General features: G+C 65.6%; 9 protein-coding genes. 5 read left to right on the top strand and 4 right to left on the bottom strand.

Annotated elements, in window-relative coordinates:
• Positions 1-6: 6 nt before the first annotated feature.
• Both LJX93_RS19830 and LJX93_RS19825 read right to left on the bottom strand, forming a co-directional pair.
• Positions 7-852 carry an AAA family ATPase gene (locus LJX93_RS19830; protein WP_227696308.1) on the bottom strand — a complete coding sequence of 282 codons (846 nt, stop codon included), beginning with the start codon at positions 850-852 and terminating at the stop codon, positions 7-9.
• Positions 853-1,048: 196 nt separating this feature from the next.
• Positions 1,049-2,122 (bottom strand): DUF748 domain-containing protein, encoded by a 1,074-nt coding sequence (locus tag LJX93_RS19825; RefSeq protein ID WP_227696307.1) that lies wholly within the window; start codon positions 2,120-2,122, stop codon positions 1,049-1,051.
• A 133-nt stretch (positions 2,123-2,255) separates the two neighbouring features.
• Here LJX93_RS19825 and cysK point away from each other — a divergent pair, with 133 nt between their 5' ends.
• Both cysK and LJX93_RS19815 read left to right on the top strand, forming a co-directional pair.
• Positions 2,256-3,230 carry a cysteine synthase A gene (gene cysK, locus LJX93_RS19820; RefSeq protein WP_033699727.1) on the top strand — a complete coding sequence of 325 codons (975 nt, stop codon included), beginning with the start codon at positions 2,256-2,258 and terminating at the stop codon, positions 3,228-3,230.
• Between the two features lie 172 nt (positions 3,231-3,402).
• Positions 3,403-4,338: an aspartyl/asparaginyl beta-hydroxylase domain-containing protein gene (locus tag LJX93_RS19815; RefSeq protein WP_047583953.1), complete on the top strand. Its 936-nt coding sequence runs from the start codon at positions 3,403-3,405 to the stop codon at positions 4,336-4,338.
• A gap of 359 nt (positions 4,339-4,697) precedes the next feature.
• Here LJX93_RS19815 and LJX93_RS19810 read toward each other — a convergent pair whose 3' ends face one another.
• Together LJX93_RS19810 and azu are read right to left on the bottom strand one after the other, a co-directional pair.
• A complete protein-coding gene (locus tag LJX93_RS19810) occupies positions 4,698-6,350 on the bottom strand; it encodes a cyclic peptide export ABC transporter (RefSeq protein ID WP_227696306.1) in 1,653 nt (550 codons plus the stop codon).
• Between the two features lie 46 nt (positions 6,351-6,396).
• Complete coding sequence (gene azu, locus LJX93_RS19805; protein WP_095063769.1) at positions 6,397-6,849, bottom strand: azurin; 453 nt, start codon at positions 6,847-6,849, stop codon at positions 6,397-6,399.
• A 181-nt stretch (positions 6,850-7,030) separates the two neighbouring features.
• Between azu and LJX93_RS19800 the strand changes: the two genes are divergently transcribed.
• The 3 genes from LJX93_RS19800 (at position 7,031) to LJX93_RS19790 (ending at position 22,742) form a co-directional block, all read left to right on the top strand.
• On the top strand, positions 7,031-8,014 hold the full coding sequence (locus LJX93_RS19800; protein ID WP_033699720.1) for a TauD/TfdA family dioxygenase: 984 nt from the start codon (positions 7,031-7,033) through the stop codon (positions 8,012-8,014).
• 396 nt (positions 8,015-8,410) lie between these two features.
• Positions 8,411-14,887, top strand: a complete 6,477-nt coding sequence (locus tag LJX93_RS19795; RefSeq protein ID WP_227696305.1) for a non-ribosomal peptide synthetase — start codon at positions 8,411-8,413, stop codon at positions 14,885-14,887.
• 1 nt (position 14,888) lies between these two features.
• Entirely contained in the window at positions 14,889-22,742 is a 7,854-nt protein-coding gene (locus LJX93_RS19790) for a non-ribosomal peptide synthetase (RefSeq protein ID WP_227696304.1), read from the top strand.
• Positions 22,743-23,063: the final 321 nt, after the last annotated feature.

Below are 23,063 nucleotides of genomic sequence, written 5' to 3'. Positions count from 1 at the left end.
CTCCTGTCAGCGGTTGCCGCGCCGGCTCATGAAGGCCAGGCGCTCGAGCAGCTGCACGTCCTGCTCGTTCTTTACCAGGGCGCCTGCCAGCGGCGGGATGGCTTTGGTTGGGTCACGCTCGCGCAGTACCGCTTCGCCGATGTTGTCGGCCATCAGCAGCTTGAGCCAGTCGACCAGCTCGGAGGTGGAGGGCTTTTTCTTCAGGCCCGGCACCTTGCGCACGTCGAAGAACACGTCCAGCGCCTCGCTGACCAGCGATTGCTTGATGTTCGGGTAGTGCACGTCGACGATCTGTTGCAGCGTAGTGCGGTCGGGGAAGGCGATGTAGTGGAAGAAGCAGCGGCGCAGGAAGGCGTCCGGCAGTTCTTTTTCGTTGTTCGAGGTGATGATGATGATCGGGCGTTGCTTGGCCTTGATGGTCTCGTCTGTTTCGTAGACGTAGAACTCCATCTTGTCGAGCTCTTGCAACAGGTCGTTGGGGAACTCGATGTCGGCCTTGTCGATTTCGTCGATCAGCAGAATCACCCGCTCATCAGCCTCGAAAGCCTCCCAGAGCTTGCCCTTTTTCAGGTAGTTGCGTACATCGTGGACTTTCTCGGTACCCAGCTGCGAATCGCGCAGGCGGCTGACCGCATCGTATTCGTAGAGGCCCTGGTGGGCCTTGGTGGTGGATTTGATGTGCCAGGTGATCAGGCGGGCGCCGAAGGAGGCGGCGAGCTGCTCGGCGAGCATGGTCTTGCCGGTGCCCGGTTCGCCTTTGACCAGCAGCGGGCGTTCGAGGGTGATGGCCGCGTTTACCGCCAGTTTCAGGTCGTCTGTGGCGACGTAGTCGCGGGTGCCTTCGAACTTCATGGGAGTGTCCTCTGCGGGGTGCCTGGGCCGTTCTCTACGCACAGAGACTGCATAACCCCTGTGGGAGCGGGCTTGCCCCGCGAAAGGGCCGGCCCAGGCAACACATGTTTATCGTTTGTCAGCGACTATACCCCGGCCCCAGACGCCTGCAAACGCAGACCGGGTATTCAGTCCCTGAATGCCCCGTCACGCGCTTTCAGTCAGGCTTGGGCGCAGGCTGCTCATAGCGCGCATTGAATGCCTGGACAAAGCCGTTACGCAGTATCTGCAAGACAGCCTCGAAAGCGCTGACATCCTGCTTGTGCACGCTGCCACTAAGCTCTACGCGGGTGGCGAACTGGTTTTTCGGCTGGTTCTTCAGCACGGTTTCAGTCGCCCCCACCAACGCCTCCCACACCGAGCGGAAGAAGCCCTTGTCTTTGTCCTGCACATCCTGCTGCCAGTTGAACACATCGACATCGCGCAGCAGCGGCTTGATATAGCCATTGAGCCGCCCGTTCTCGGCCTGCGCTTCGATCACCAGGTCGCCGTGCCCGGCATTGAAATCGAACTTGCCATAGGCACTGGCGAAGTCATTGAGTTGGCGCAGCTGTATGCCGGTGGCACGCAGGCGGAACTCGAAGTCGTCGAAGTCGCTGAAGGGGTCGAACGTGGCGCGGCTCTCGACCTTGGCATCGCCAAATAACAGGGCATGGGCGTCGAAACTGGCGTCGCGCCGGCCTTTCTCATTGCGCACGTTGGTCAGGTTGCGAATGCGCGCGTCGAGCTGGGTGGCCTTGAGGTCGACCGGCGGCTTGGAGGTGAAGTTGCGAAAGGTCAGCACGCCATCTTGAATGCGTACTTCGTTGAGGGTGATGGGCAGCAGTTTTTCCAGCTGCTGGCGCCAGTCGGTGCCCTGGCCAGTCTGCGAAGACTGCTTGCTGCCGCCATCGACGAAGTTCAGCTCGGGCCGCACGAAGGTCACCTCGGCCACCACGGCGCGGTCGTACCACAGTGCATGCCAGCTGACCGAGAGGTCGATCAACGGCGCGTCGAGCAGCGGCACCGGGACCTTGCCGGTGGTCTTGACGATTTTCAGGCCGTTGATCTGGTACGCGCCGCGCCACCAGGCCAGGTCCACGTCAACGACCTGGCCGCGGTAGTCGCCCATGTCGGCCAGTTTGTCGTTGAGGTAGTCGCGCACCAGGTAGGGCAGGGCCAGGTGCAGGGCGACCAGCAGCACGACCAGGCTGGCCAGGCCGACCAGCGGCCAGCGATAGCGACCTTTCATTGTCGGCTCTCCAAGGCAGGATGTGTGGTTGACCGCAGGCGCCGCTCGGGAGTTCGAACAGGCTTTACGGGCCAACGGGGCAGGCTTACCCTTGAAGTCTTTCCCTGCTTCTTCACGTTCAAGGACCCCTGCCATGAGCCGTATCTACGCAGACAACGCCCACTCCATCGGCAACACGCCGCTGGTACAGATCAACCGCATCGCCCCGCGTGGGGTGACCATCCTGGCCAAGATCGAAGGGCGCAACCCAGGCTACTCGGTCAAATGCCGGATCGGCGCGAACATGGTCTGGGACGCCGAGAGCAGCGGCAAGCTCAAGCCCGGCATGACCATCGTCGAGCCCACCTCGGGCAACACCGGCATTGGCCTGGCATTCGTCGCCGCCGCCCGAGGCTACAAGCTGATCCTGACCATGCCGGCCTCAATGAGCTTGGAGCGGCGCAAGGTGCTCAAGGCGCTGGGCGCCGAGCTGGTGCTGACCGAGCCGGCCAAGGGCATGAAGGGCGCGATCGAGAAGGCCAACGAAATCGTCGCCTCCGACCCGGCCCAGTACTTCCTGCCAGGCCAGTTCGAAAACCCGGCCAACCCGGCGATCCATGAAAAAACCACCGGCCCCGAGATCTGGAACGACACCGACGGCGCAGTCGATGTGCTGGTGGCGGGTGTGGGTACGGGCGGTACCATCACTGGCGTGTCGCGCTACATCAAGCACACCCAAGGCAAGTCGATTTTGTCGGTGGCGGTGGAGCCGCTGGCCTCGCCGCTGATCAGCCAGACCCTGGCCGGTGAAGAACTCAAGCCCAGCCCGCACAAGATCCAGGGCATTGGCGCAGGCTTCGTGCCGAAAAACCTCGACCTCTCCATCGTCGACCAGGTCGAGACGGTGACCGACGAAGAGTCCAAGGCCATGGCCATCCGCCTGATGCAGGAGGAGGGCATTCTGTGCGGTATTTCCTGTGGCGCAGCAATGGCGGCAGCGGTGCGCCTGGCTGAAAAACCGGAGATGCAGGGTAAGACCATCGTCGTAATTTTGCCCGACTCGGGCGAGCGTTACCTGTCGAGCATGCTGTTCAGCGACCTGTTCAGCGAGCAGGAAAACCAGCAGTAAACGCCCCGTCCGCTGACCAGGCGCAACACTCGGTGATCCGGTTTATTGCAAAATCTTCATGACTCAGATCCCGCCCAGGTTGTTTGTACCGGGGCGGGATGGGTTTATGATGGCCGGATGATTTTTTTGGGAGCAGGCAGCGCAGGCCTGTTTCCTTTCCAAGGAGTGTTGCATGACCTTTTCCTTTGCAGCCAAGGCGGGTGTCCTGCTGGTGTTTTTCGGCAGCGTGCTTTTCGTGCACCTGCGCGGCAAGGCGCGCCTGCCGGTGCTGCGCCAGTTCGTCAACCATTCGGCGCTGTTCGCCCCGTATAACGCCCTGATGTACCTGTTCTCCGGCGTGCCGTCCAAGCCCTACCTGGACCGCCAACGCTTCCCCGAGCTGGATGTGCTGAAGGACAACTGGCAGGACATCCGCGAAGAGGCCATGCGCCTGTTCGACGAGGGCTATATCCGCGCGGCTGAAAAAGACAACGACGCAGGCTTCGGCTCGTTCTTCAAGAAGGGCTGGAAGCGCTTCTACCTGAAGTGGTACGACAAACCGCTGCCATCGGCCGAAGCCCTGTGCCCGCGCACCGTCGAGCTGGTCAGCAGCATCCCCAACGTCAAGGGCGCAATGTTCGCCCTGCTGCCAGGCGGCAGCCACCTGAACCCGCACCGCGATCCGTTCGCCGGCTCCTTGCGCTATCACCTGGGCTTGGCCACACCTAACTCCGATGCTTGCCGCATCTACGTCGACGGTGAGGAATACGCCTGGCGTGACGGTGAGGATGTGATGTTCGACGAAACCTACGTGCACTGGGTCAAGAACGAAACCGACGTCACCCGCGTGATCCTGTTCTGCGACATCGAGCGCCCGCTGAGCAGCCCGCTGATGACCCGCATCAACCGCCAGGTCAGCGCCTTCCTCGGCCGCGCCACTGCGCCGCAGAACACCGACGACGAGCGCGTTGGCGGGATCAACCAGGCGTATGCCTGGAGCAAGCGCTTCAGCAACAAGATCAGCGGCCATGTGAAGCAGTTCAAGCGCGCCAATCCGAAGGCTTACCGCATTCTGCGGCCGGTGTTGGCGGTGGTGGTGGCGTATCTGTTGTATCGCTGGTTGTTCTGACTTCTACTCGCCTGCAGCGCCAGGCGGGGCTTGCGCTTGCGGGGCGTGTTCAGCCAGCCCTTGTAATGCACCATCAGTGCGGATATAGAGGGTTGACCAGTTGGCGGACTGACGGGCCTTTCGCGAAATGTTGTGGGCGGATGGCTGCGATGTGTTCGTCGGGCGCTAGGGTGAAGGCAACTATGTGCCTGTCTTTAGTTTTGCAGGGGTGCCTATATCGAGCGCCGCCCGCGCGGCGCTCGATCTCCCGGGCGCTATAAATACCAAGACAAGTCCCTTGCTGCGCCCATGCATTCTCAGCGCGCACAAAAAAGGGCGGTCATTACCCTGACCGCCCCTCAAGCCCTCATAACGCTATCTCACGCCGGCTCCAGCGCCTCAACCACCTGCCCGCGGCTAAGGTGCACCACCTTGTCCGCCGTATCGAAGTACCGGTCATCATGCGAAATCACGATGATGGTCTTGCCCAGCCGCTTCAGGTCCGGCAGCAGCTCGGTATAGAACACCCGGCGGAAGGTCGGGTCCTGGTCGGCCGCCCACTCGTCGAACACCAGCACCGGCCGGCCATCCAGCCATGCATTGACCAGGGCCAGGCGCTTGCGCTGCCCGGTCGAGAGGTCGGTGGTGGTAAACGCGCCATCGCGCACGCTGACCTTGTGCGCAATCTCCAGCCGCTCCAGGTAGCGCGTGGCATCACTCGGCAGGCTGTGCTCGTGCTCGGGCAGGTCTTCGAACAGGTAGTAATCGGCGAACACGGTGGTGAACAGCTGGCGATAATCGTCCAGCCCTTCCGGCCCGACTGCCACGCCGTTCAGGCGCACTTCGCCGCGCTGCGGGGTATACAGGCCCAGCAGCAGCTTGATCAGCGAGGTCTTGCCGCAGCCGTTCTCACCGACGATGAACAGGATCTCGCCCGGCTCGATGCTCAGGTTCACCGGCCCCACGCGAAACGGCTCTTTGCCGTCCACCGGTGGGTAGGCGTATTCGACATTGTGCAGCTCCAGGTGGGCGCTGCCCGGGGCGCTGCGTTTGACCGGCTGGTCCAGCAGCAGGTGCGGTTCGGGCGAGGAGAAGCGCTCGGACAGGTCGGCGATGCGGCGGAACGCCACCTGGGCGCGGCCGAGAATCGGCAGGTTGCCGATCAGCGTCTCCAGCGGGCCTTTCATGTACAGCAGCACCAGCACGAAGCCGCTCATCACCGCTGGGTCGTTGCTCGGCCACAGCGATTGCAGGGCCAGGGTCAAGCCGATGACCACGAAGAACAGCATCGAACCCAGGCTCTTGGCTGCCACGAAAATGTTGATGGAGCGGATGTGGGTGTTGGCGATGAAGTCCGCCGTGCCCTGAATATTGCGGGTCAGCATGGCGTGGCGGCGGCGGCGGTCGATGCGCAGCTCCTTGGCGCCTTCGGCGATCGCCGAGTAGTGCTTCTGCAGGTTGTCCTCGGCGTCGCGGGCGGCGTTGAAGCCGGCCACGCCTTTTTGCCGGGCGACATACTGAATCGCGCTGCCAATGCCGATCGCCACCAGGGTGATGAGGAAGATCGGCCACGACAGCCAGGCCAGGTAGGCCATGCAGCCGATCACGGTGGTGAGTGAGATCGCCAGCGGCGCGAAGGCGAAGGCGAAGTCGCTGATGGTGTCGACGTCGCGGGTCAGCACCGGGATCAGGCGGTGGGTGCGGTAGCGCTCGATCTGCTCGATGGGCGCAGACAGCACCTTGGCGCCCAGGTCTTTGCGCAGCCGGGCAATGACCTTCTGGCCGACGTAGTTGGTGCCGCTGTCGGCGGCCACGCTGCTCACCAGTGCCAGCACGCACAGGCCGGCGAAGGCCAGGATCACACCCTGGCTCATGCCGTCGGCGGCATGCAGGCCCTGGTTGACGGTGGCCAGCAGCGCGGTCACGGCCAAGCCGCCGACCATGCCCAGCAGCACCGAGACGATGACCGCCGGGCGGTAGGGTTTCAGCAGGCCCAGCAATTCGCGGATGGCCCCGGGGGAAGACGTTTTCATGAAGCGCGATCTCGGTGATGGAGTGGGGGTGGGCGGCGCAGCGGGGTCAGCTCCCGAGGGCCAGGGTGCCCTTCATCAAGGTGCTGTGGAACGGGAACGAGCAGTAGAAGCTGTAGGCGGTCCTTGCCTTCAACGACCGGGTGTCGAGGGTGACGCTGTCTGTTTCACCGCCGCCGATCAGGCGGGTGTGGGCAAGCACCCGGGTGTCGCCTGGCATCACGTAATCCTGTGCCTCACCGGCCTTCAGGCCATCGTCCAGCACGCCTTGCATGTCTGCCTGGGTGCTCAGTACCCAGTTGTGGCCCATGACGTTCTTGGGCATCTGGCCGGGGTGGGCGAGGGTGACGGTGAACGACGTGCAGGCCTTGGGTACGGTGATTTCGGCCTTGTCGAAGGTCATCTGGTCGGTGCCGTGGATCTCTACGGCGCAGTCCACGGCCGACCAGGCCACGGCAGGGGCCGCGGCAAGCAGGGCGAGGAGCAGAAGCTGGCGTGTCATGTAAGGTTCCTGGACGATAAAAGGGTGCACATCGTTCAGACGAACCGGCGCGCGCTCGCTTTACCTTGTGAGTGGGGGCGGGTGAATTTCTGCCGGGCACGCTCGTTCATCTAGTCAGGCGCCCTGATGGCGCAGCATCCGATTTCGCCGCCATGGCGGCCCTGGCTTGAGGTGACGGTACATGAGTGAATTGCTGAGCTTTGCGATCGAACCCCTGGACGCCGCCCGCGGCGACCTGCCGCTGCTGGTGCGCGCGCCAGAGCCCGGCATCGACCTGCTCGACGCATTCGAAGAACTGAAGCCGCTGGTGGAACGCCACCTGCTGCATGCGGGCGGCATCCTGTTCAGGGGCTTCCAGGTGGGTGGGGCCGAGGCTTTCCGCCAGTTCGCTGCCGCCTTCGGCCACCCGCTGCTCAACTACGAGTTCGGCTCCACGCCGCGCAGCAACGTGACCAAAGGGGTGTACACCTCGACCGAATACCCGGCGCACCAGAGCATCCCCTTGCACAACGAACAGGCCTATACCCTCGAGTGGCCGATGAAGATCTGGTTTTACAGCGTGATCCCTGCCGAGACCGGGGGCGAGACGCCGATTGCCGACAGCCGCGAGGTCTACCGGCGGATGCCGGCGCGTATTCGCGAGCGGCTGGTCGAGAAGGGGCTGATGTATGTGCGCAACTACGGTAATGGGCTGGATGTGGAGTGGTCGCAGGTGTTCAACACCGAAGACCCACGCCAGGTCGAGGCGTACTGCCGGGCGCATGCCATTGAATGCATCTGGAAGGAAGATGGCGAACTGCGCACCCGGCAGCGCTGCCAGGTGGTGGCGCGCCATCCGGTGACGGGGGAGGACGTTTGGTTCAACCAGGCGCACCTGTTCCATGTCTCGAACTTGCAGCCGGAGGTGCGTGAGTCGCTGATGGACATTGTCGAGGAGGAGGACCTGCCGCGGAATGTGTATTACGGCGATGGTTCGACCATTGAGGATTCGCTGCTCGATGAAGTGCGTGGGGTGCTGGATGAGTGCACGGTCAGTTTTCCTTGGCTGGAGAATGACGTGCTGATGCTCGACAACATGCTTGCGGCCCATGCGCGGTCGCCGTTTACCGGGAAGCGCAAGGTGGTGGTGGCGATGGCGGAGGGGTATTCGCAGGTTTTGCGTTGATTGGTTTTTTTCGGGGGCAGGGGTGCATGCCTTGAGGTTTGCAGCGCCCTGGAGATCGAGCGCCGCCCGCGCGGCGCTTCGCGGGGCAAGCCCGCTCCCACATTTGTTTCGGGCCAATTATTCCTGAAGCATTGGCGCGCGGCCCCTTGGCGCCCGCCTCGATATAGCGTCGTACAGACAAGGGGTCGCGCGCCTATATAACAGGACTCACTGGCCCGAAACAGATGTGGGAGCGGGCTTGCCCCGCGAAGCGCCGCGCGGGCGGCGCTCGATCTCCCAGGCGCTGCAAACCTCAAGGCATGCACCCACCGCCCCCCCCAAATTCCTGCGCCCCTAAATCAGCCCCCCATGCCTTCGTCTGACAGTTACCGCTCGACTGCCAGGACATCGCTCGACATGAATGCTGAACAGACGCTCAAACTCGCTCGCCGCTTCATCGAACTCAGCCCCGACAAGCGCCGCCTGTTCCTCAAGGCGCTGCAGGGCGAGGGCATGGACTTCTCCGTGCTGCCGATCGCGCCAGGTGTCGAGGTCGACGAGCGTGACCAGCTGTCCTACGCGCAGCGGCGCATGTGGTTCCTCTGGCAGCTCGACCCCCAAGGCGCAGCCTACAATCTGCCCATGGCCGTGCGCCTGCATGGCCCGCTGAGCCGGGTGGCCCTGCAGCACGCCTTCGATGCCCTGGTGGCCCGCCACGAAACCCTGCGCACCCGCTTCGTCGCCGACGGCGATGATGTGCGTCAGCAAGTCGATGCAGCCGCCGCCCCGCTGCAGTTGCGCCAGGACGGCTTGAGCGAGCTGGCCGAAGAGGCCCGCCAACACGCCCTCGAATCCATCGCCGAAGAAGAGGCCCTGGCCCCCTTCGACCTGGCCGCCGGCCCGCTGCTGCGCGTGCGTCTGCTGCAACTGGCAGAACAGGACCATGTGCTGCTGCTGACCCTGCACCATATCGTCGCCGATGGCTGGTCGATGAACGTGCTGATCGACGAGTTCCTGCACCTCTACGATGCCGCCGTGGCCGGCACCGAAGCCACACTCGAACCCTTGCCGATCCAGTACCGCGACTACGCCCTGTGGCAGCGCAGCTGGCTTGAGGCTGGCGAGCAGGACCGCCAGTTGGCGTACTGGCAGGCGCGCCTGGGCGACGATCACTCGCCGCTGGAGCTGCCACTGGACCGCGCCCGCAGCGGTCGGCCGAACTACCGCGGCGCGCGTCACGAATTCCCGATTGCCGCCGATGTCGCTGAACGCCTGCGCGGCCTGGCGCGTCGGCACAACGTCACCCTGTTCATGGTCCTGCTGGCAGCCTTCAAGCTGCTGCTGCAGCGCTATGGCGGGCAGAGCGCCGTCCGCGTCGGGGTGCCCATTGCCAACCGCAACCGTGCCGAAAGCCAGGGCCTGATCGGCTGCTTCATCAATACCCAGGTGCTGCACACCGAAATCGACCCACTGCTGGATATCGCCGGCCTGCTGCAGCGCGTACGCGAAACCGCCGTGGGCGCGCAAAGCCACCAGGACCTGCCGTTCGAACAACTGGTCGAGGCCCTGGAGCTGCCGCGCAGCACCGAGAGCCCGCTGTTCCGGGTGCTGTTCAACCACCAGGCCCAGGTGGCGGATGTCGAAGCCATCAAGACCCGCTCCGGGCTGAGCCTGGCACCGATCACCCTGCAAAAGCACAGCGCCCGTTTCGACCTGGCACTGGATACCCACGAGCGGGCCGGCCAGCTGCATGCTGCCTTCACCTATGCCCTCGATGTGTTCGATGCGGCCACTGTCGAGGCCCTTGGCGAACAATGGCTGGCGCTGGTGCAGGCGCTGGCCGACGAGGCCCCCGGTGCGGTGGGCGAGTTGCCGTTGCCAGGCCTGGCCGCCACCCTGAATGCGCATGGGCAGGCCGCCGAGCCGTTGTTGGTCCACCAGCGCTTTGCCGAGGCTACCCAGCGCCACCCCGAGCGCACCGCCGTGATGGCAGCAGGCGAGGCGGCCAGCTTTGCCGGGCTTGATGCCCGTGCCGAGGCCATCGCCGACAGGCTGGTCGAAGCTGGCGTGCAGCCGGACACTCTGGTCGGCGTGCTGGCCGACCGCAGTGTCGGCATGCTCGCCAGCATCCTCGGCGTGCTCAAGGCGGGCGGCGCCTACCTGCCACTGGAGCCCGAGCAACCGGCCGAACGCCTGGCCTACATGCTCGCCGACAGCGGCACCCGCCTGGTGCTGGCGCCCGGCAATTGGCAGGCAGCGCTGCCAGGTGGCGTCCATCGGCTGGCCTGGGAACACACCCAGGCCGCTCGTGAAAGCGCCCCACGGCGTGCCGTTGCAGCGGCCAACCTCGCCTACGTGATCTACACCTCCGGCACCACCGGCCAGCCCAAGGGCGTAGCAATCAGCCATGGCGCGTTGGGCAACTATGTCGAGGGCATCGCCGCGCGCCTGCCGATGAGCCAGATCCACAGCATGGCGCAGGTCTCGACCCCGGCTGCGGACCTCGGCCACACCATGCTATTCGGCGCCCTGTGTGGCGGCCAGACCTTGCACCTGCTGCTGCGCGATCAGGTACTGGATGCCGAAGGCTTCGCGGCCTACCTGGCGCAGCACCAGGTGGATGCACTGAAAATCGTGCCCTCGCACCTGGAGGCCATGCTGGTCGCCGGCCGCTCGGCACTGCCGGGGCAGTGCCTGGTACTGGGCGGCGAAGCCATCAGCCCGGGCCTGCTCGGCAAGATCCGCGCGCTGGCCCCAGCACTCAAGGTGTTCAACCACTACGGCCCGACCGAGACCACGGTCGGCGTGCTGGTGGCCGAACTGGACAACCAGGCTTCGCTCGGCCAACCGCTGGCCAATGCACGCGTCAGCGTGCTCGACTGCTGCCTGCAGCCCTTGCCGGCCAAGGCCAAAGGCGAGCTGTACATCGGCGGGGCAGGCCTTGCCCGTGGCTACCTCGCCCGCCCGGCGTTGACTGCTGAGCGTTTTGTGCCCGACCCGAACGGTAATGGCGAGCGCTTGTACCGCAGCGGCGACTGGGTACGGCAGAGCGCTACGGGCGAGCTGCAGTTCGCCGGGCGCATGGACGGCCAGGTGAAAATCCGTGGCTACCGCGTGGAGCTGGCCGAAATCGAGAACCAGCTGCGTGGGCTGGAGGGCGTCGCCAATGCCCTGGTGCGGGTCCAGGGCCAGGCGCCGGAGCTGCAACTGGCGGCCTGGCTGGTGCCCAGCCAGATGCCGGCAGACAGCCAGGCCTGGCAGGAGGCGATTCGCGCCACGCTCAAAGGGCTGCTGCCCGAGCACATGGTACCCACCCACCTGATGGTACTGGAGCGCCTGCCGGTGACGGTCAACGGCAAGGTCGACATCAAGGCGCTGCCCGCGCCGGTCGCCACCCAGGTGGCCTACCAGGCACCGGTAACCCCGTTGCAGGTGCAGCTGGCGCAGATCTGGGCCGAGGTGCTGCAGGTGCCGCAGGTGGGCCTGGGCGACAACTTCTTTGCCCTGGGTGGGCATTCGCTGCTGGCCACCCAGGCCGTGTCGCGGGTGCGCAAGCACCTGGGCCTGGACATCCCGCTGCGCACGCTGTTCGACACGCTCGACCTGCAGGCCTTTGCCCAGGCCGTGGCCGAGGGCGAGCAGGGCGCGGGGCTGGAGATCGAGATCCTCGACCGCCAGCAGCCGCTGCCGGTGTCCCGCTCGCAAAACCGCCAGTGGCTGTTCTGGAAACTCAACCCGCAAAGCCTGGCCTACAACACACCGATGGCCGTGCGCATGCAAGGCGCCCTCGACCGCGCAGCCGTGCAGGCCGCGCTGGATGCACTGGTGGCACGCCACGAATCACTGCGCACGGTGTTCGTCGAAGCCAACGGCTTGCCGTGGCAGCGCATTCTGCCCGCCGCTTCGGTACCGATCGGCTTCGAAGACCTCAGCGGCCAAGACGAGGCCGCGCAGATGCGCAAGCTCGAAGCCGAAGCCTTTACCACGTTCGACCTGGAGCACGGCCCGCTGCTGCGTGCGCGCCTGTTCAAGGTGCATGCGCACGAGCACCTGCTGTCGCTGACCTTGCACCACATCGTCTCTGACGGTTGGTCGATGAGCCTGCTGGTACGCGAGTTCGCTGCTGCCTACAACGAGGCTGCCAGCGGCCAGGCAAGGGCCATCGAGCCGCTGCCGGTGCAGTACGCCGACTTCGCCGCCTGGCAGCGCAAATGGCTGGCCGAGGGGCAGATGCAGGCACAGATCGACTATTGGAAGGCGCGCCTGGAGGACGATTTCGAAGTGCTCGAACTGCCCGCCGACCGTATTCGCCCGCCGGCCAAAAGTTACCAGGGCAGCCGCTTCGACCTGCGCCTGCCGTTGGCCCTCACCGAGCGCCTGAGGGCCCTGGCGGTGGCGTCCAATGCCACGCTGTTCCATGTGTTTCTGGCGGCCTACGCCATCGTGCTGTCGCGCTACAGCCGCAAGGACACGATCAATATCGGTGTCCCAGTGACCAACCGCAACCGCCTGGAGCTCGAAGGGCTGATCGGCTTCTTCATCAACGTGGTGGTGGCGCGGGTCGGCGTCGATGGCAGCCTGCCGTTCCTGCAGTTGCTGGCGGCGATCAAGGAAACCACCCTGCAGGCGCAGGCCAACAAGGACGTGCCGTTCCTGGAGGTTGCCGAGGCCCTGTACCCAGAGCGCGACCAGGGCGTGAACCCGTTCTTCCAGGTGCTCTACAACCATTTGCGCGACCTGGGCGAGCAGGTGTCCAGCGATGCCCTGCAGGGCCTCAAGGTCCGCGAAGTGGACTTGCTGGAGCCGGGCGCGCAGTACGACATCTCGCTCAATACCCTGGAGCGCTCCGACGGTGTGACCGCCTCGTTCAACTACTCCACCGACCTGTTCGATGCGCCGCGCATCGAGCGCATGGCCGGGCATTGGCAAGCGCTGCTCGAAGCCATCTGCGCCGAGCCACAGCGCTGCATCGCCGAGCTGGACTTCCTGGGCGACGATGAGCGTCGCCAGCTGACCCATGGCTGGAACCCAGCGCCAGCAGCCAGCAGCGGCCTGTGCGCCCACCAGTTGCTGGAGCGCCAGGCGCGTGCGCAGCCAGACGCCGTGGCGCTGATCTTCGATGATCAGCAACTGAGCTATGCCGAGCTGGACCGCTGCAGCAACCAGTTGGCCCACCGCCTGCGTGCAATGGGCGTAGGCCCTGACTGCCTGGTGGGTGTGGCCGTCGAGCGTGGCCTGGGCATGGCGCTGGCGCTGATCGCCATCCACAAGGCCGGCGGTGCCTATGTGCCGCTGGACCCGGACTACCCGCAAGAGCGCCTGGCGTATATGGTCGAAGACAGCGGCATCGGCCTGCTGCTGGCCGATGCGCCGTCGTTGGCGCGTTTGCAATTGGACCCGCAGCTGCCTTGCCTGGTGCTCGAACCCGGCACCCAGTGGCTGCACGCCTGGCCGGCCGAGCCGCTGCCTAACCTGGTGGCGCTGCACAACCTGGCCTACGTCATCTACACCTCGGGTTCCACCGGCGTGCCCAAGGGCGTGGCCATCGACCACCATGCGCTGTCGGTGTTCTGCCAGGTGGCCGCCGGCTACTCACGCCTGAGCCCGAGTGATCGCGTGCTGCAGTTCGCCACCTTCAGCTTCGACGGCTTTATCGAGCAGTTCTTCCCGCCGCTGGCGCAAGGCGCTTGCGTGGTGCTGCGCGACCTGCGGCTGTGGGACACCGCCACCCTGCTGGACGAAATCAACCGCCACGGTGTGACCGTGGCCGACTTGCCCGCCGCCTACTGGCGCCTGCTGGCCCTGGAGCGTCGCGGGCCAGAGGCCTATGGCCGGCTGAAACAGATCCACGTTGGCGGTGAAGCGGTGCCGGAAGACGCCCTGCGCGCCTGGCTGGCCGATGGGCCGCCGGCGGTGCGTCTGCTGAACACCTACGGGCCGACCGAAGCGACCGTGGTGGCCACCACCTTCGACTGCTCGCAGATGACACCCGCGCAGATCAGCCAGGGCGGTGTACCGATTGGCCGAGCGCTGCCGGGCCGTACCCTGCACGCGCTGGACGATGGCCTGGCGCCGACCCCAGTGGGCGTCTCTGGCGAGCTGTTCATTGGCGGGGCAGGGTGCCTGGCGCGGGGTTACCACCAGCGCCCGTCGCTGACGGCCGAGCGCTTCATCCCCGACCCGTTCGACAGCGTGGGCGGTGGCCGCCTGTATCGTACCGGCGACCTGGGCTACTACGACCCACATGGGCAACTGGCCTATCGCGGGCGGGCTGACCACCAGGTGAAGGTGCGTGGCTTTCGCATTGAACTGGGCGAGATCGAGCAGTACCTGCGCGCACACCCGGACGTTCGCGAGGCGACGGTACTGGCCATCGACCTGCCCAGCGGCAAGCAGCTGTGCGCCTACGCGGTACCTGCTCAAGGCGCCAGCGGCGATCTGCGCCAGGCCCTCAAGCAGTACCTCAAGGCCAGCCTGCCGGACTACATGATCCCGTCCTACCTGGTGACCCTGCCGAGCATGCCGCTGACCCCCAGCGGCAAGCTCGACCGCAAGGCGCTGCCATTGCCCGACCCCAGCCAGCCACAGCACGACTACGAAGCGCCGCAGACCGAACTGCAACAGCAACTGGCGCAGATCTGGGCGCAGTTGCTCAACCTCGGCCAGGTCGGCCTGAACGACAACTTCTTCGAACTCGGCGGCCACTCCCTGCTGGCGGCGCAAGCGGTATCGCGCATCAACGTGGAACTGGGCCTGGACATACCGCTGCGGCTGATCTTCGCCCACCCCGAGCTGCGCGCGTTCGCCCAGGCACTGGATGAACAAGGCCTGTCGCTGAGCGACGACGGCCTGAGCGATATCGAAAAAATGATGAACGAATTCACCGAGGCCTGACATGCAACTCACCCCCGCACAACGCATTGCCCAACGCTTCGTCAGCCTGCCTGTGGAGCAGCGTCAGCAGATCCTGGCGAAAATGCAGGCCACCGGGCAGAGCTTCCGCCTGCTGCCCATCGTGCCTGCACGCCAGGGCCTGGCGCGCATTCCCTTGTCGTTTGCCCAGCAGCGCCTGCTGTTTCTCTGGCAGTTGGAACCCGACAGCCCGGCCTACAACGTGCCGATGGCCGTGCGCCTCAAGGGCGCTCTGGAGCTAACGGTGCTGCAGCAGGCGCTGGATGCGCTGGTCAGCCGTCACGAGTCGCTGCGTACGCGCTTCGTATCGGATGAAGGCGAGTTCCACCAGGAGATTCTCGACGCCTGCCCGCTGGTGCTGGACGTGGTCGAGTTCCAGGCGGGCGACGATGAAGCCGCCTTGAGCGAAGCCGTCGATGCCGCGCTCAAGCAACCGTTCGACCTGCTGACCGGGCCGCTGATGCGGGTCACCCTGCTGCGCCTGAGCGCCGAGCACCACGTATTGGCCCTGAGCATGCACCACATCATCTCCGACGGTTGGTCGAGCGACTTGCTGGTGCAGGAGTTCATCCAGCTGTACACCGCCCTGGCTGAAGGCCGCGAGGCGCAATTGCCGGCCCTGCCGATCCAGTACGCCGACTATGCGATCTGGCAGCGCGCCTGGCTCGAGGCCGGTGAGGCCCAGCGCCAGCTGGCGTATTGGCAGGCGCAACTGGGTGACGAGCAGCCGCTGCTGAGCCTGCCGCTGGACTTCGAACGGCCCGCCACGCCGAGCTACCGCGGCGCAGTGCTCAAACTGCAGATTGGCGCCGAGCAGGCCGAAGCGCTGCGCAGCCAGGCGCGCAAGGGCGGGCACACGCTGTTCGTGCTGATGCTGGCGGCCATGGCGGTGGTGCTGTCGCGCTACAGCGGGCAGTCGGACATCCGCATCGGCGCGCCGAATGCGGGGCGTAACCGCAAGGAGCTGGAAGGCCTGATCGGCTTCTTCATCAACACCCAGGTGCTGCGCGTGCAGGTAGACGAACGCGCGACCTTCGCCGAGCTGCTAGAGCAGGTCAAGGACGTGATCGGCGGCGCTCAGTCGCACCAGGAGCTGCCGTTCGAGCACCTGGTCGATGCCTTGCTGCCAGAGCGCAACCTGGCCCACAACCCGCTGTTCCAGTTCAAGATCAACCAGCACGTGGCGGCGGGCGACGCGTCGCGCAAGCGCCTGGGCACGCTGGAGGTGGAAGGCTTCGCCCGTGAAGGTGGCGATGCGCGCTTCGACCTGGCGTTCGACTTCTCGGATAAACCCGATGGCATCGAGGGGTACTTCACCTACGCCACCGACCTGTTCGAACCCGCCACCATCCAGCGCCTCGCCGATTCGCTGCGGCGCGTGCTGGACGTGCTGAGCCATGCCCAACAGCAGCCGATCGTCGACCACCTGGAGGTAGCGGCGCAGCAGCCGACCGCAGCAGAAACCTACCCGCACCGCGACTTCCTCGCCCTGTGGCACCAGGCGATGGCGCAAGGGCAGGCCCAGGGCGGCGTGCGCGCTGGTGAGCGCTTCATGACCCAGGGCGGGCTGGACGCTGCGTCCAACCGCGTAGCCGACTACCTGCGCCAGCGTGGCGTCGGTGCCGGCAGCATCGTTGCCCTGTGCCTGCCACGCTCCATCGATTGGGTCACGGCCATGCTGGCGGTGCTCAAGACCGGCGCCGCCTACCTGCCGCTGGATACCCAGCAGCCGCAAGAGCGCCTGCAGCAGTTGATCGTCGACAGCGGCGCCGCCGTGCTGTTGCATGAGCCTGGCGATACCCGCTTCGCTGGCCTCGACGGCTTGCAGGCGGTTGCCTGCGAGCCCCCGACGTGGGCGGCCTGCAGCGACAGCCCGGTGGCGGTCGCGGTCAGCCCAGAGCAGCCGGCTTATCTGATCTACACCTCGGGTTCGACCGGCCAGCCCAAGGGCGTGGTGGTCAGCCACGGGGCATTGGCCAGCTATATCCAGGCTGTGCTCGAACGCCTGCAACTGCCGGTCGGGGCGAGCATGGCCATGGTGTCCACCACCGCCGCCGACCTCGGCCACACCGTACTGTTCGGCGCCCTGGCCTCGGGCCGCTTGCTGCATTTGCTACCGCAGGAGCTGGCCTTCGACCCGGATGGTTTCGCCAGCTACATGGCGCAGCATCAGGTGGGCGTGGTGAAGCTGGTGCCAAGCCACCTGCAGGGCCTGCTGCAGGCTGCCTGCGCCGCCGATGTGCTGCCTGCTGAAGCACTGATTCTGGGCGGTGAAGCATGCCCTTGGAGCCTGCTGGAAAAAATCCGCGCATTGCGCCCCGAATGCCGCGTCATCAACCACTACGGCCCGACCGAGACCACGGTCGGCGTGCTCACCTTCGAACCCGACCAGCGCCTGGCCAACTGCCGCACGGTGCCGGTCGGTCGCCCGCTGGGCAATGCCTGCGCCGAAGTGCTCGATGGCTACCTCAACCCGCTGGCGCCGCAGGTGGTCGGCGAGCTCTACCTGGGTGGCCAGGGCGTTGCCCAGGGTTACCTGGGCCAGCCCGCGCTGACGGCCGAACGCTTCGTGCCGGCGGCCGATGGCGCCCGCCTGTACCGCACCGGCGACCGGGCGCGGTTGAGCGCTGAAGGCCTGGTGGAATTTATCGGGCGTGCCGATGACCAGGTGAAAATCCGTGGCTATCGCGTCGAACCGGGTGAAATCGGTCGCGTGCTCGCCGGGCTGCCCGATGTCAGCGACGCCGTGGTCCTGGCATTGCCGCTGGAAGGCGATGCCGAGCGCCTGCAACTGGTGGCCTACGTGGTGGCCGAAGCGGGCGTGACCGTGCCGCAGTTGCAGGCGCAACTGCAGGCCCGCTTGCCCGACTACATGGTGCCTGCGCAGGTGCTGTTGCTCGAGCGTCTGCCGCTGACCGCCAACGGCAAGCTCGACAAGCGCGCCTTGCCGGCGCCGGGCGCGGTAAGCCGTGGTTACGTGGCGCCTGAAGGCGACATCGAGGAGAAGCTGGCCGCGGTATGGGCCGACGTGCTCAAGCTGGAACGCGTGGGCAGCAGCGACAACTTCTTCGAGCTGGGCGGCGATTCGATCCTCAGCCTGCAGATCATCGCCCGGGCCAAGCGCCAGGGCATCAAGATCACCCCCAAGCAGCTGTTCGAACAGCAGACCGTCGGCCAACTGGCCCAGGTCGCCAAGCGCATCGAAGCCAAGCAACCGGCAGCCGCTGCCCCGGTGGACACCGCTGTCAGCGGTGAAGTGGTGCTGCTGCCCGCGCAGGCGCGCTTCTTCGAGATGGACATCGCCCAGCCAGGGCACTGGAACCAGTCGATGCTGTTGAAACCGGCCCAGCGCGTGCAGGTGGAACACCTGGAGTCGGCCCTGCGTGCGGTGCTGGAGCAGCACGATGCCTTGCGCCTGCGCTTCAGCCGCCAGAACGGCCAGTGGCAGGCCCGCTTCCAGGCCCTGGACAGTGCGCCGCTGGTGCGCCAGCGCAGCCTCGCAGCGCTGGGCGAACTGGACGCCGCTGGCACCGAGGTGCAGGCCAGCTTGAACCTTGAGCAAGGCCCGCTGCTGCGTGCCGAACTGTTCGACCTCGCCGATGGCCAGCAGCGCTTGCTGTTGGTCATTCACCACCTGGTGGTGGACGGCGTGTCCTGGCGGGTGCTGCTCGAGGACCTGCAAGAGGCTTATCAGCAACGCCTGAAAGGTCAGCCGGTAAGCCTGCCAGCCAAGACCTGCTCGGTGAAAACCTGGGCCGAGCGGCTGGTTGCGCATGCCAGCAGCTCGGCGCTGCAGGCACAGGGCGACTACTGGCTGCAGGTGCTGCAAGGCAGCCCGGCAGAACTGCCGCGTGACAACCCGCAGGGCAGCCTGGGCAACCAGCACGCCCGCACTGCTGCGTCGCGCCTGGATGCCGCGCGTACCGCGCAGTTGCTGAAGCAGGCCCCCGCTGCCTATCGCACGCAGATCAACGACCTGCTGCTGACCGCGCTGGCGCGCACGCTGTGCCAGTGGAGCGCGCAGGATGAGGTGCTGGTGCAACTGGAAGGCCATGGCCGCGAAGACCTGTTCGACGACCTTGACCTCAGCCGCACGGTCGGCTGGTTCACCAGCCTGTTCCCGGTACGTCTGGCCCCTGGCCAGGCCGTTGGCGAGTCGATCAAGGCGATCAAGGAGCAACTGCGCGCCGTGCCGGACAAAGGCATCGGCTATGGCCTGCTGCGCTACCTGGGCGATGCCCAGACCCGCGAGCGGCTCAGCGGCGCCGCGCAGGCACGCGTCACCTTCAACTACCTGGGCCAGTTCGACGGCAGTTTCACCGCCGCCGACGCGGCATCGTTCAGCCCTAGCGGCGAAAGCGCCGGCCGCACCCAATGCGCCGGTGCGCAGTTGGGCAACTGGCTGAGCATCACCGGCCAGGTGTACGGCGGCGAGCTGTTCCTGGAGTGGACCTACAGCGAAGACGTCTACCGCCCGGAAACCATCCAGCACCTGGCCCAGGCCTACGAGCAAGCGTTGGCCGAGCTGGTCGAGCATTGCTGCCAGCCTCAGCACCAGGGCGTGACGCCGTCGGACTTCCCGCTGGCGGCACTCACCCAGGCCCAGCTAGACAGCTTGCCGCTGGCCCCGGGGCAGATCGCCGATGTCTACCCGCTGTCGCCGATGCAGCAGGGCATGCTGTTCCACACCCTCTACGACCAGCAGGCCGGCAACTACATCAACCAGTTGCGGGTCGATGTCGAAGGGCTGGATGTGCAGCGCTTCAAGCAGGCTTGGCAGGCCGCACTCGATGCCCATGACATCCTGCGCAGCGGGTTCGTGCTGCAGGGCGAGCTGGAGCAGGCCGTGCAAGTGGTGCGCAAGTCGGTAGCGTTGCCGTGCAGCGAGCATGACTGGCGTGGCCAGCCGGCGCTGGAAGCCGCCTTGCAGGCCTTGGCCGAGGGCGAGCGCCAGCGCGGCTTCGAACTGGCCGAGGCGCCGCTGCTGCGGCTGGCCTTGGTGCGCACGGGCGAGGCGCGCCACCACCTGATTTACACCAACCACCATATCCTGATGGATGGCTGGAGCACCTCGCGTTTGCTGGGCGAAGTGCTGCAACGTTACGCGGGGCTGGCGCCACAGGCCCAAGCCACGCATTACCGCGACTATATCGCCTGGCTGCAAGGCCAGGACACAGCGGTTGCCGAAAGCTTCTGGAAGGCCCAGCTGGCCGGGCTCGACGAGCCGACCCGGCTGGCCCAGGCCATTGCCGGTAGCGCGGGGGTTGCAGGCACCGGCTACGGTGATCATCGCCTGGCCTTCGATGCGGAGCAGACGGCGCGCATCGAAGCCTTTGCCCGCGCCAACCGGGTCACCGTCAATACCCTGGTGCAATCGGCCTGGCTGCTGCTGTTGCAGCGCTGCACTGGCCAGGCCAGCGTGTGCTTCGGCGCCACGGTAGCGGGTCGCCCGGCAGACCTGGCTGGGGTCGAAGAGCAGATCGGCCTGTTCATCAACACCCTGCCGGTGATCGGCGCACCCCGTGCCGAACAGACCGTGGCCGAATGGATTGGCCAGGTGCAGGCCAGCAACCTGGCCGTGCGCGAGTTCGAGCACACCCCGCTGTATGACGTGCAGCGCTGGGCAGGGCAGGGCGGTGATGCGCTGTTCGACAGCATCCTGGTGTTCGAGAACTACCCGGTGTCCGAGGCCTTGCAGCAAGGCGCGCCTGGCGGGTTGCGCTTTGGCGACGTGGCCGTGCAGGAGCAGACCAACTACCCGCTGACCCTGGTGGTGGAACTGGGCGCGACCCTGTCGATGCACTACAGCCACGACCGTGCGCTGTGGAGCGACGAGGCCATTGGCCGACTGGCGGGTTGCTTCGCCAACGTACTGCAGGCGCTGGTTGCCAATGCGCAGGCAGTGGTCGGCGAGCTGCCGATGCTGGGCCTGCAAGAAGAGCAACTGATGGTCGAGCGCTGGAACGACACCCAAGCGGCGTACCCGGATCAGCGCAGCATCCATTCGCTGATCGAAGCCCAGGTGTTTGCCACCCCGCACGCCCCGGCACTGGTGTTTGGCGAGCAGTCCCTGAGCTATGCCGAGCTCAATGGCCAAGCCAACCAGCTGGCGCACAAGCTGCGTGAACTGGGCGTTGGCCCGGACGTGCTGGTGGGCATCGCCATGGAGCGCAGCCTGGAGATGGTCATCGGCCTGCTGGGCATCGTCAAAGCCGGTGGCGCCTACGTGCCGCTGGACCCGGAATACCCGCAAGACCGCCTGAGCTACATGTTCGCCGACAGTGGCATCGCCTTGCTGCTGACCCAGTCGCACCTGCGCGATGCCTTGCCGATCCCGGCCGGCCTGCGCAGCCTGGACCTGGACACCGAGCAGCTCGGTGCTTACAGCGACACCAACCCGAACATCGACGTGGCGCCGCTGAACCTCGCTTACGTGATCTACACCTCCGGCTCCACCGGCCGCCCGAAAGGCGCCGGCAACAGCCATCAGGCGTTGGTCAACCGCCTGTGGTGGATGCAGAAAGCCTACGGCCTGGATACCAGCGACAGCGTGCTGCAGAAGACCCCGTTCAGCTTCGACGTGTCGGTGTGGGAATTCTTCTGGCCGCTGATGACCGGCGCCCGTCTGGTCATGGCCCAGCCAGGTGCCCACCGCGACCCGCAACTGCTGGTCGACACCATCAACCAGTACGCCATCAGCACTTTGCACTTCGTGCCGTCGATGCTGCAGGCGTTCATGACCCACGAAGCAGTGGAAAGCTGCGTCAGCCTCAAACGCGTGGTGTGCAGCGGTGAAGCGCTGCCCGCCGAGCTGGCCCGCCAGACCCTGCAGCGCCTGCCAGCGGCCGGCCTGTACAACCTGTACGGCCCGACCGAAGCCGCCATCGACGTCACCCACTGGACCTGCCAGCCGGACGAAAGCATCAGCGTGCCGATCGGCCAGCCGATCGACAACCTCAAGGCCCACATCCTCGAAGGCAGCCTGCAACCTGCGGTACGCGGCAGTGCCGGCGAGCTGTACCTGGGGGGCGTAGGCCTGGCCCGTGGTTACCACCAGCGCCCAGCGCTGACTGCCGAACGCTTCGTGCCAGACCCGTTCAGCGACAACGGCGGGCGTCTGTACCGCACCGGTGACCTGGCACGTTACGACGCCGACGGCGTGATCGATTACGCCGGGCGTATTGACCACCAGGTGAAGATCCGCGGTTTGCGTATCGAACTGGGTGAAATCGAAGCGCGCCTGCTGGAGCTGCCGAGTGTGCAGGAGGCGGTGGTACTGGCCCTGGATGGCCTGAGCGGCAAGCAGTTGGTGGGTTATGTGGTACCTGCCGACAGCACGCAAGACGAGGGCGCACTGCGCGACAGCCTGCGGGAGGCGCTGAAGGTCGGCCTGCCGGATTACATGGTGCCTGCGCACCTGCTGCTGCTCGGCAAGCTGCCGGTAACACCGAACGGCAAGCTGGACCGCAAGGCCCTGCCGCAGCCGGATGCCAGCCAACTGCAAGGCGAGTACGTAGCGCCGCAGAGCGAGCTGGAACAGCAGATCGCGGCGATCTGGGCGGATGTGCTGAAGCTGGAGAGGGTCGGGTTGACCGACAATTTCTTCGCGCTGGGCGGTCACTCCCTGCTGGCCACCTCGGTGATCGTTCGCATACAGGAGCAAGCTGGTGTTTCGGCCGAACTGAAAGAACTCTTCGAGTTCCCTGTACTGGCCGACTTCAGTCGTCAGCTCGAAGGTAAGGCGCCAGTCGTCGACACCACCCAGGACCAATTGGCCAAGTCGCTGGCATTACTCGAAAGCTTGAGCACGGAGGAGCTCGATGAGCTGATTTCCTAGTCTTTGCGCGCGGCAGACTAAACGCGTCTCTCACCCATGGCGCAAACGGTGTAGGAGCGGCCTTGCGTCGCGAAAGGGCTGCGTAGTGGCCCCAGCAATTTAGGCGGCGAAGCTGAGACCCAGGGTCCGCTACGCAGCCCTTTCGCGACGCAAGGCCGCTCCTACGGGAATCGTGCACGAGGGGGGCCTAAATCCTTGGCAGTGCTCAATCGTCTAACTACGGAGGAAATTGAAGAGCTGATTTCTTAGGAGATTCCCTGTGCAAGAGCTGCTCGATACAGTCGTATCGTTGTCCACCCAAAAACGTAAGGCGTTGGCAGC

Source organism: Pseudomonas sp. HN2-3 (assembly GCF_020691745.1).
Classification (GTDB): Bacteria; Pseudomonadota; Gammaproteobacteria; order Pseudomonadales; family Pseudomonadaceae; genus Aquipseudomonas; species Aquipseudomonas capeferrum.
Note: the sequence above shows the minus strand (reverse complement) of the source record. Positions and strands in the feature narration are given on the sequence as shown.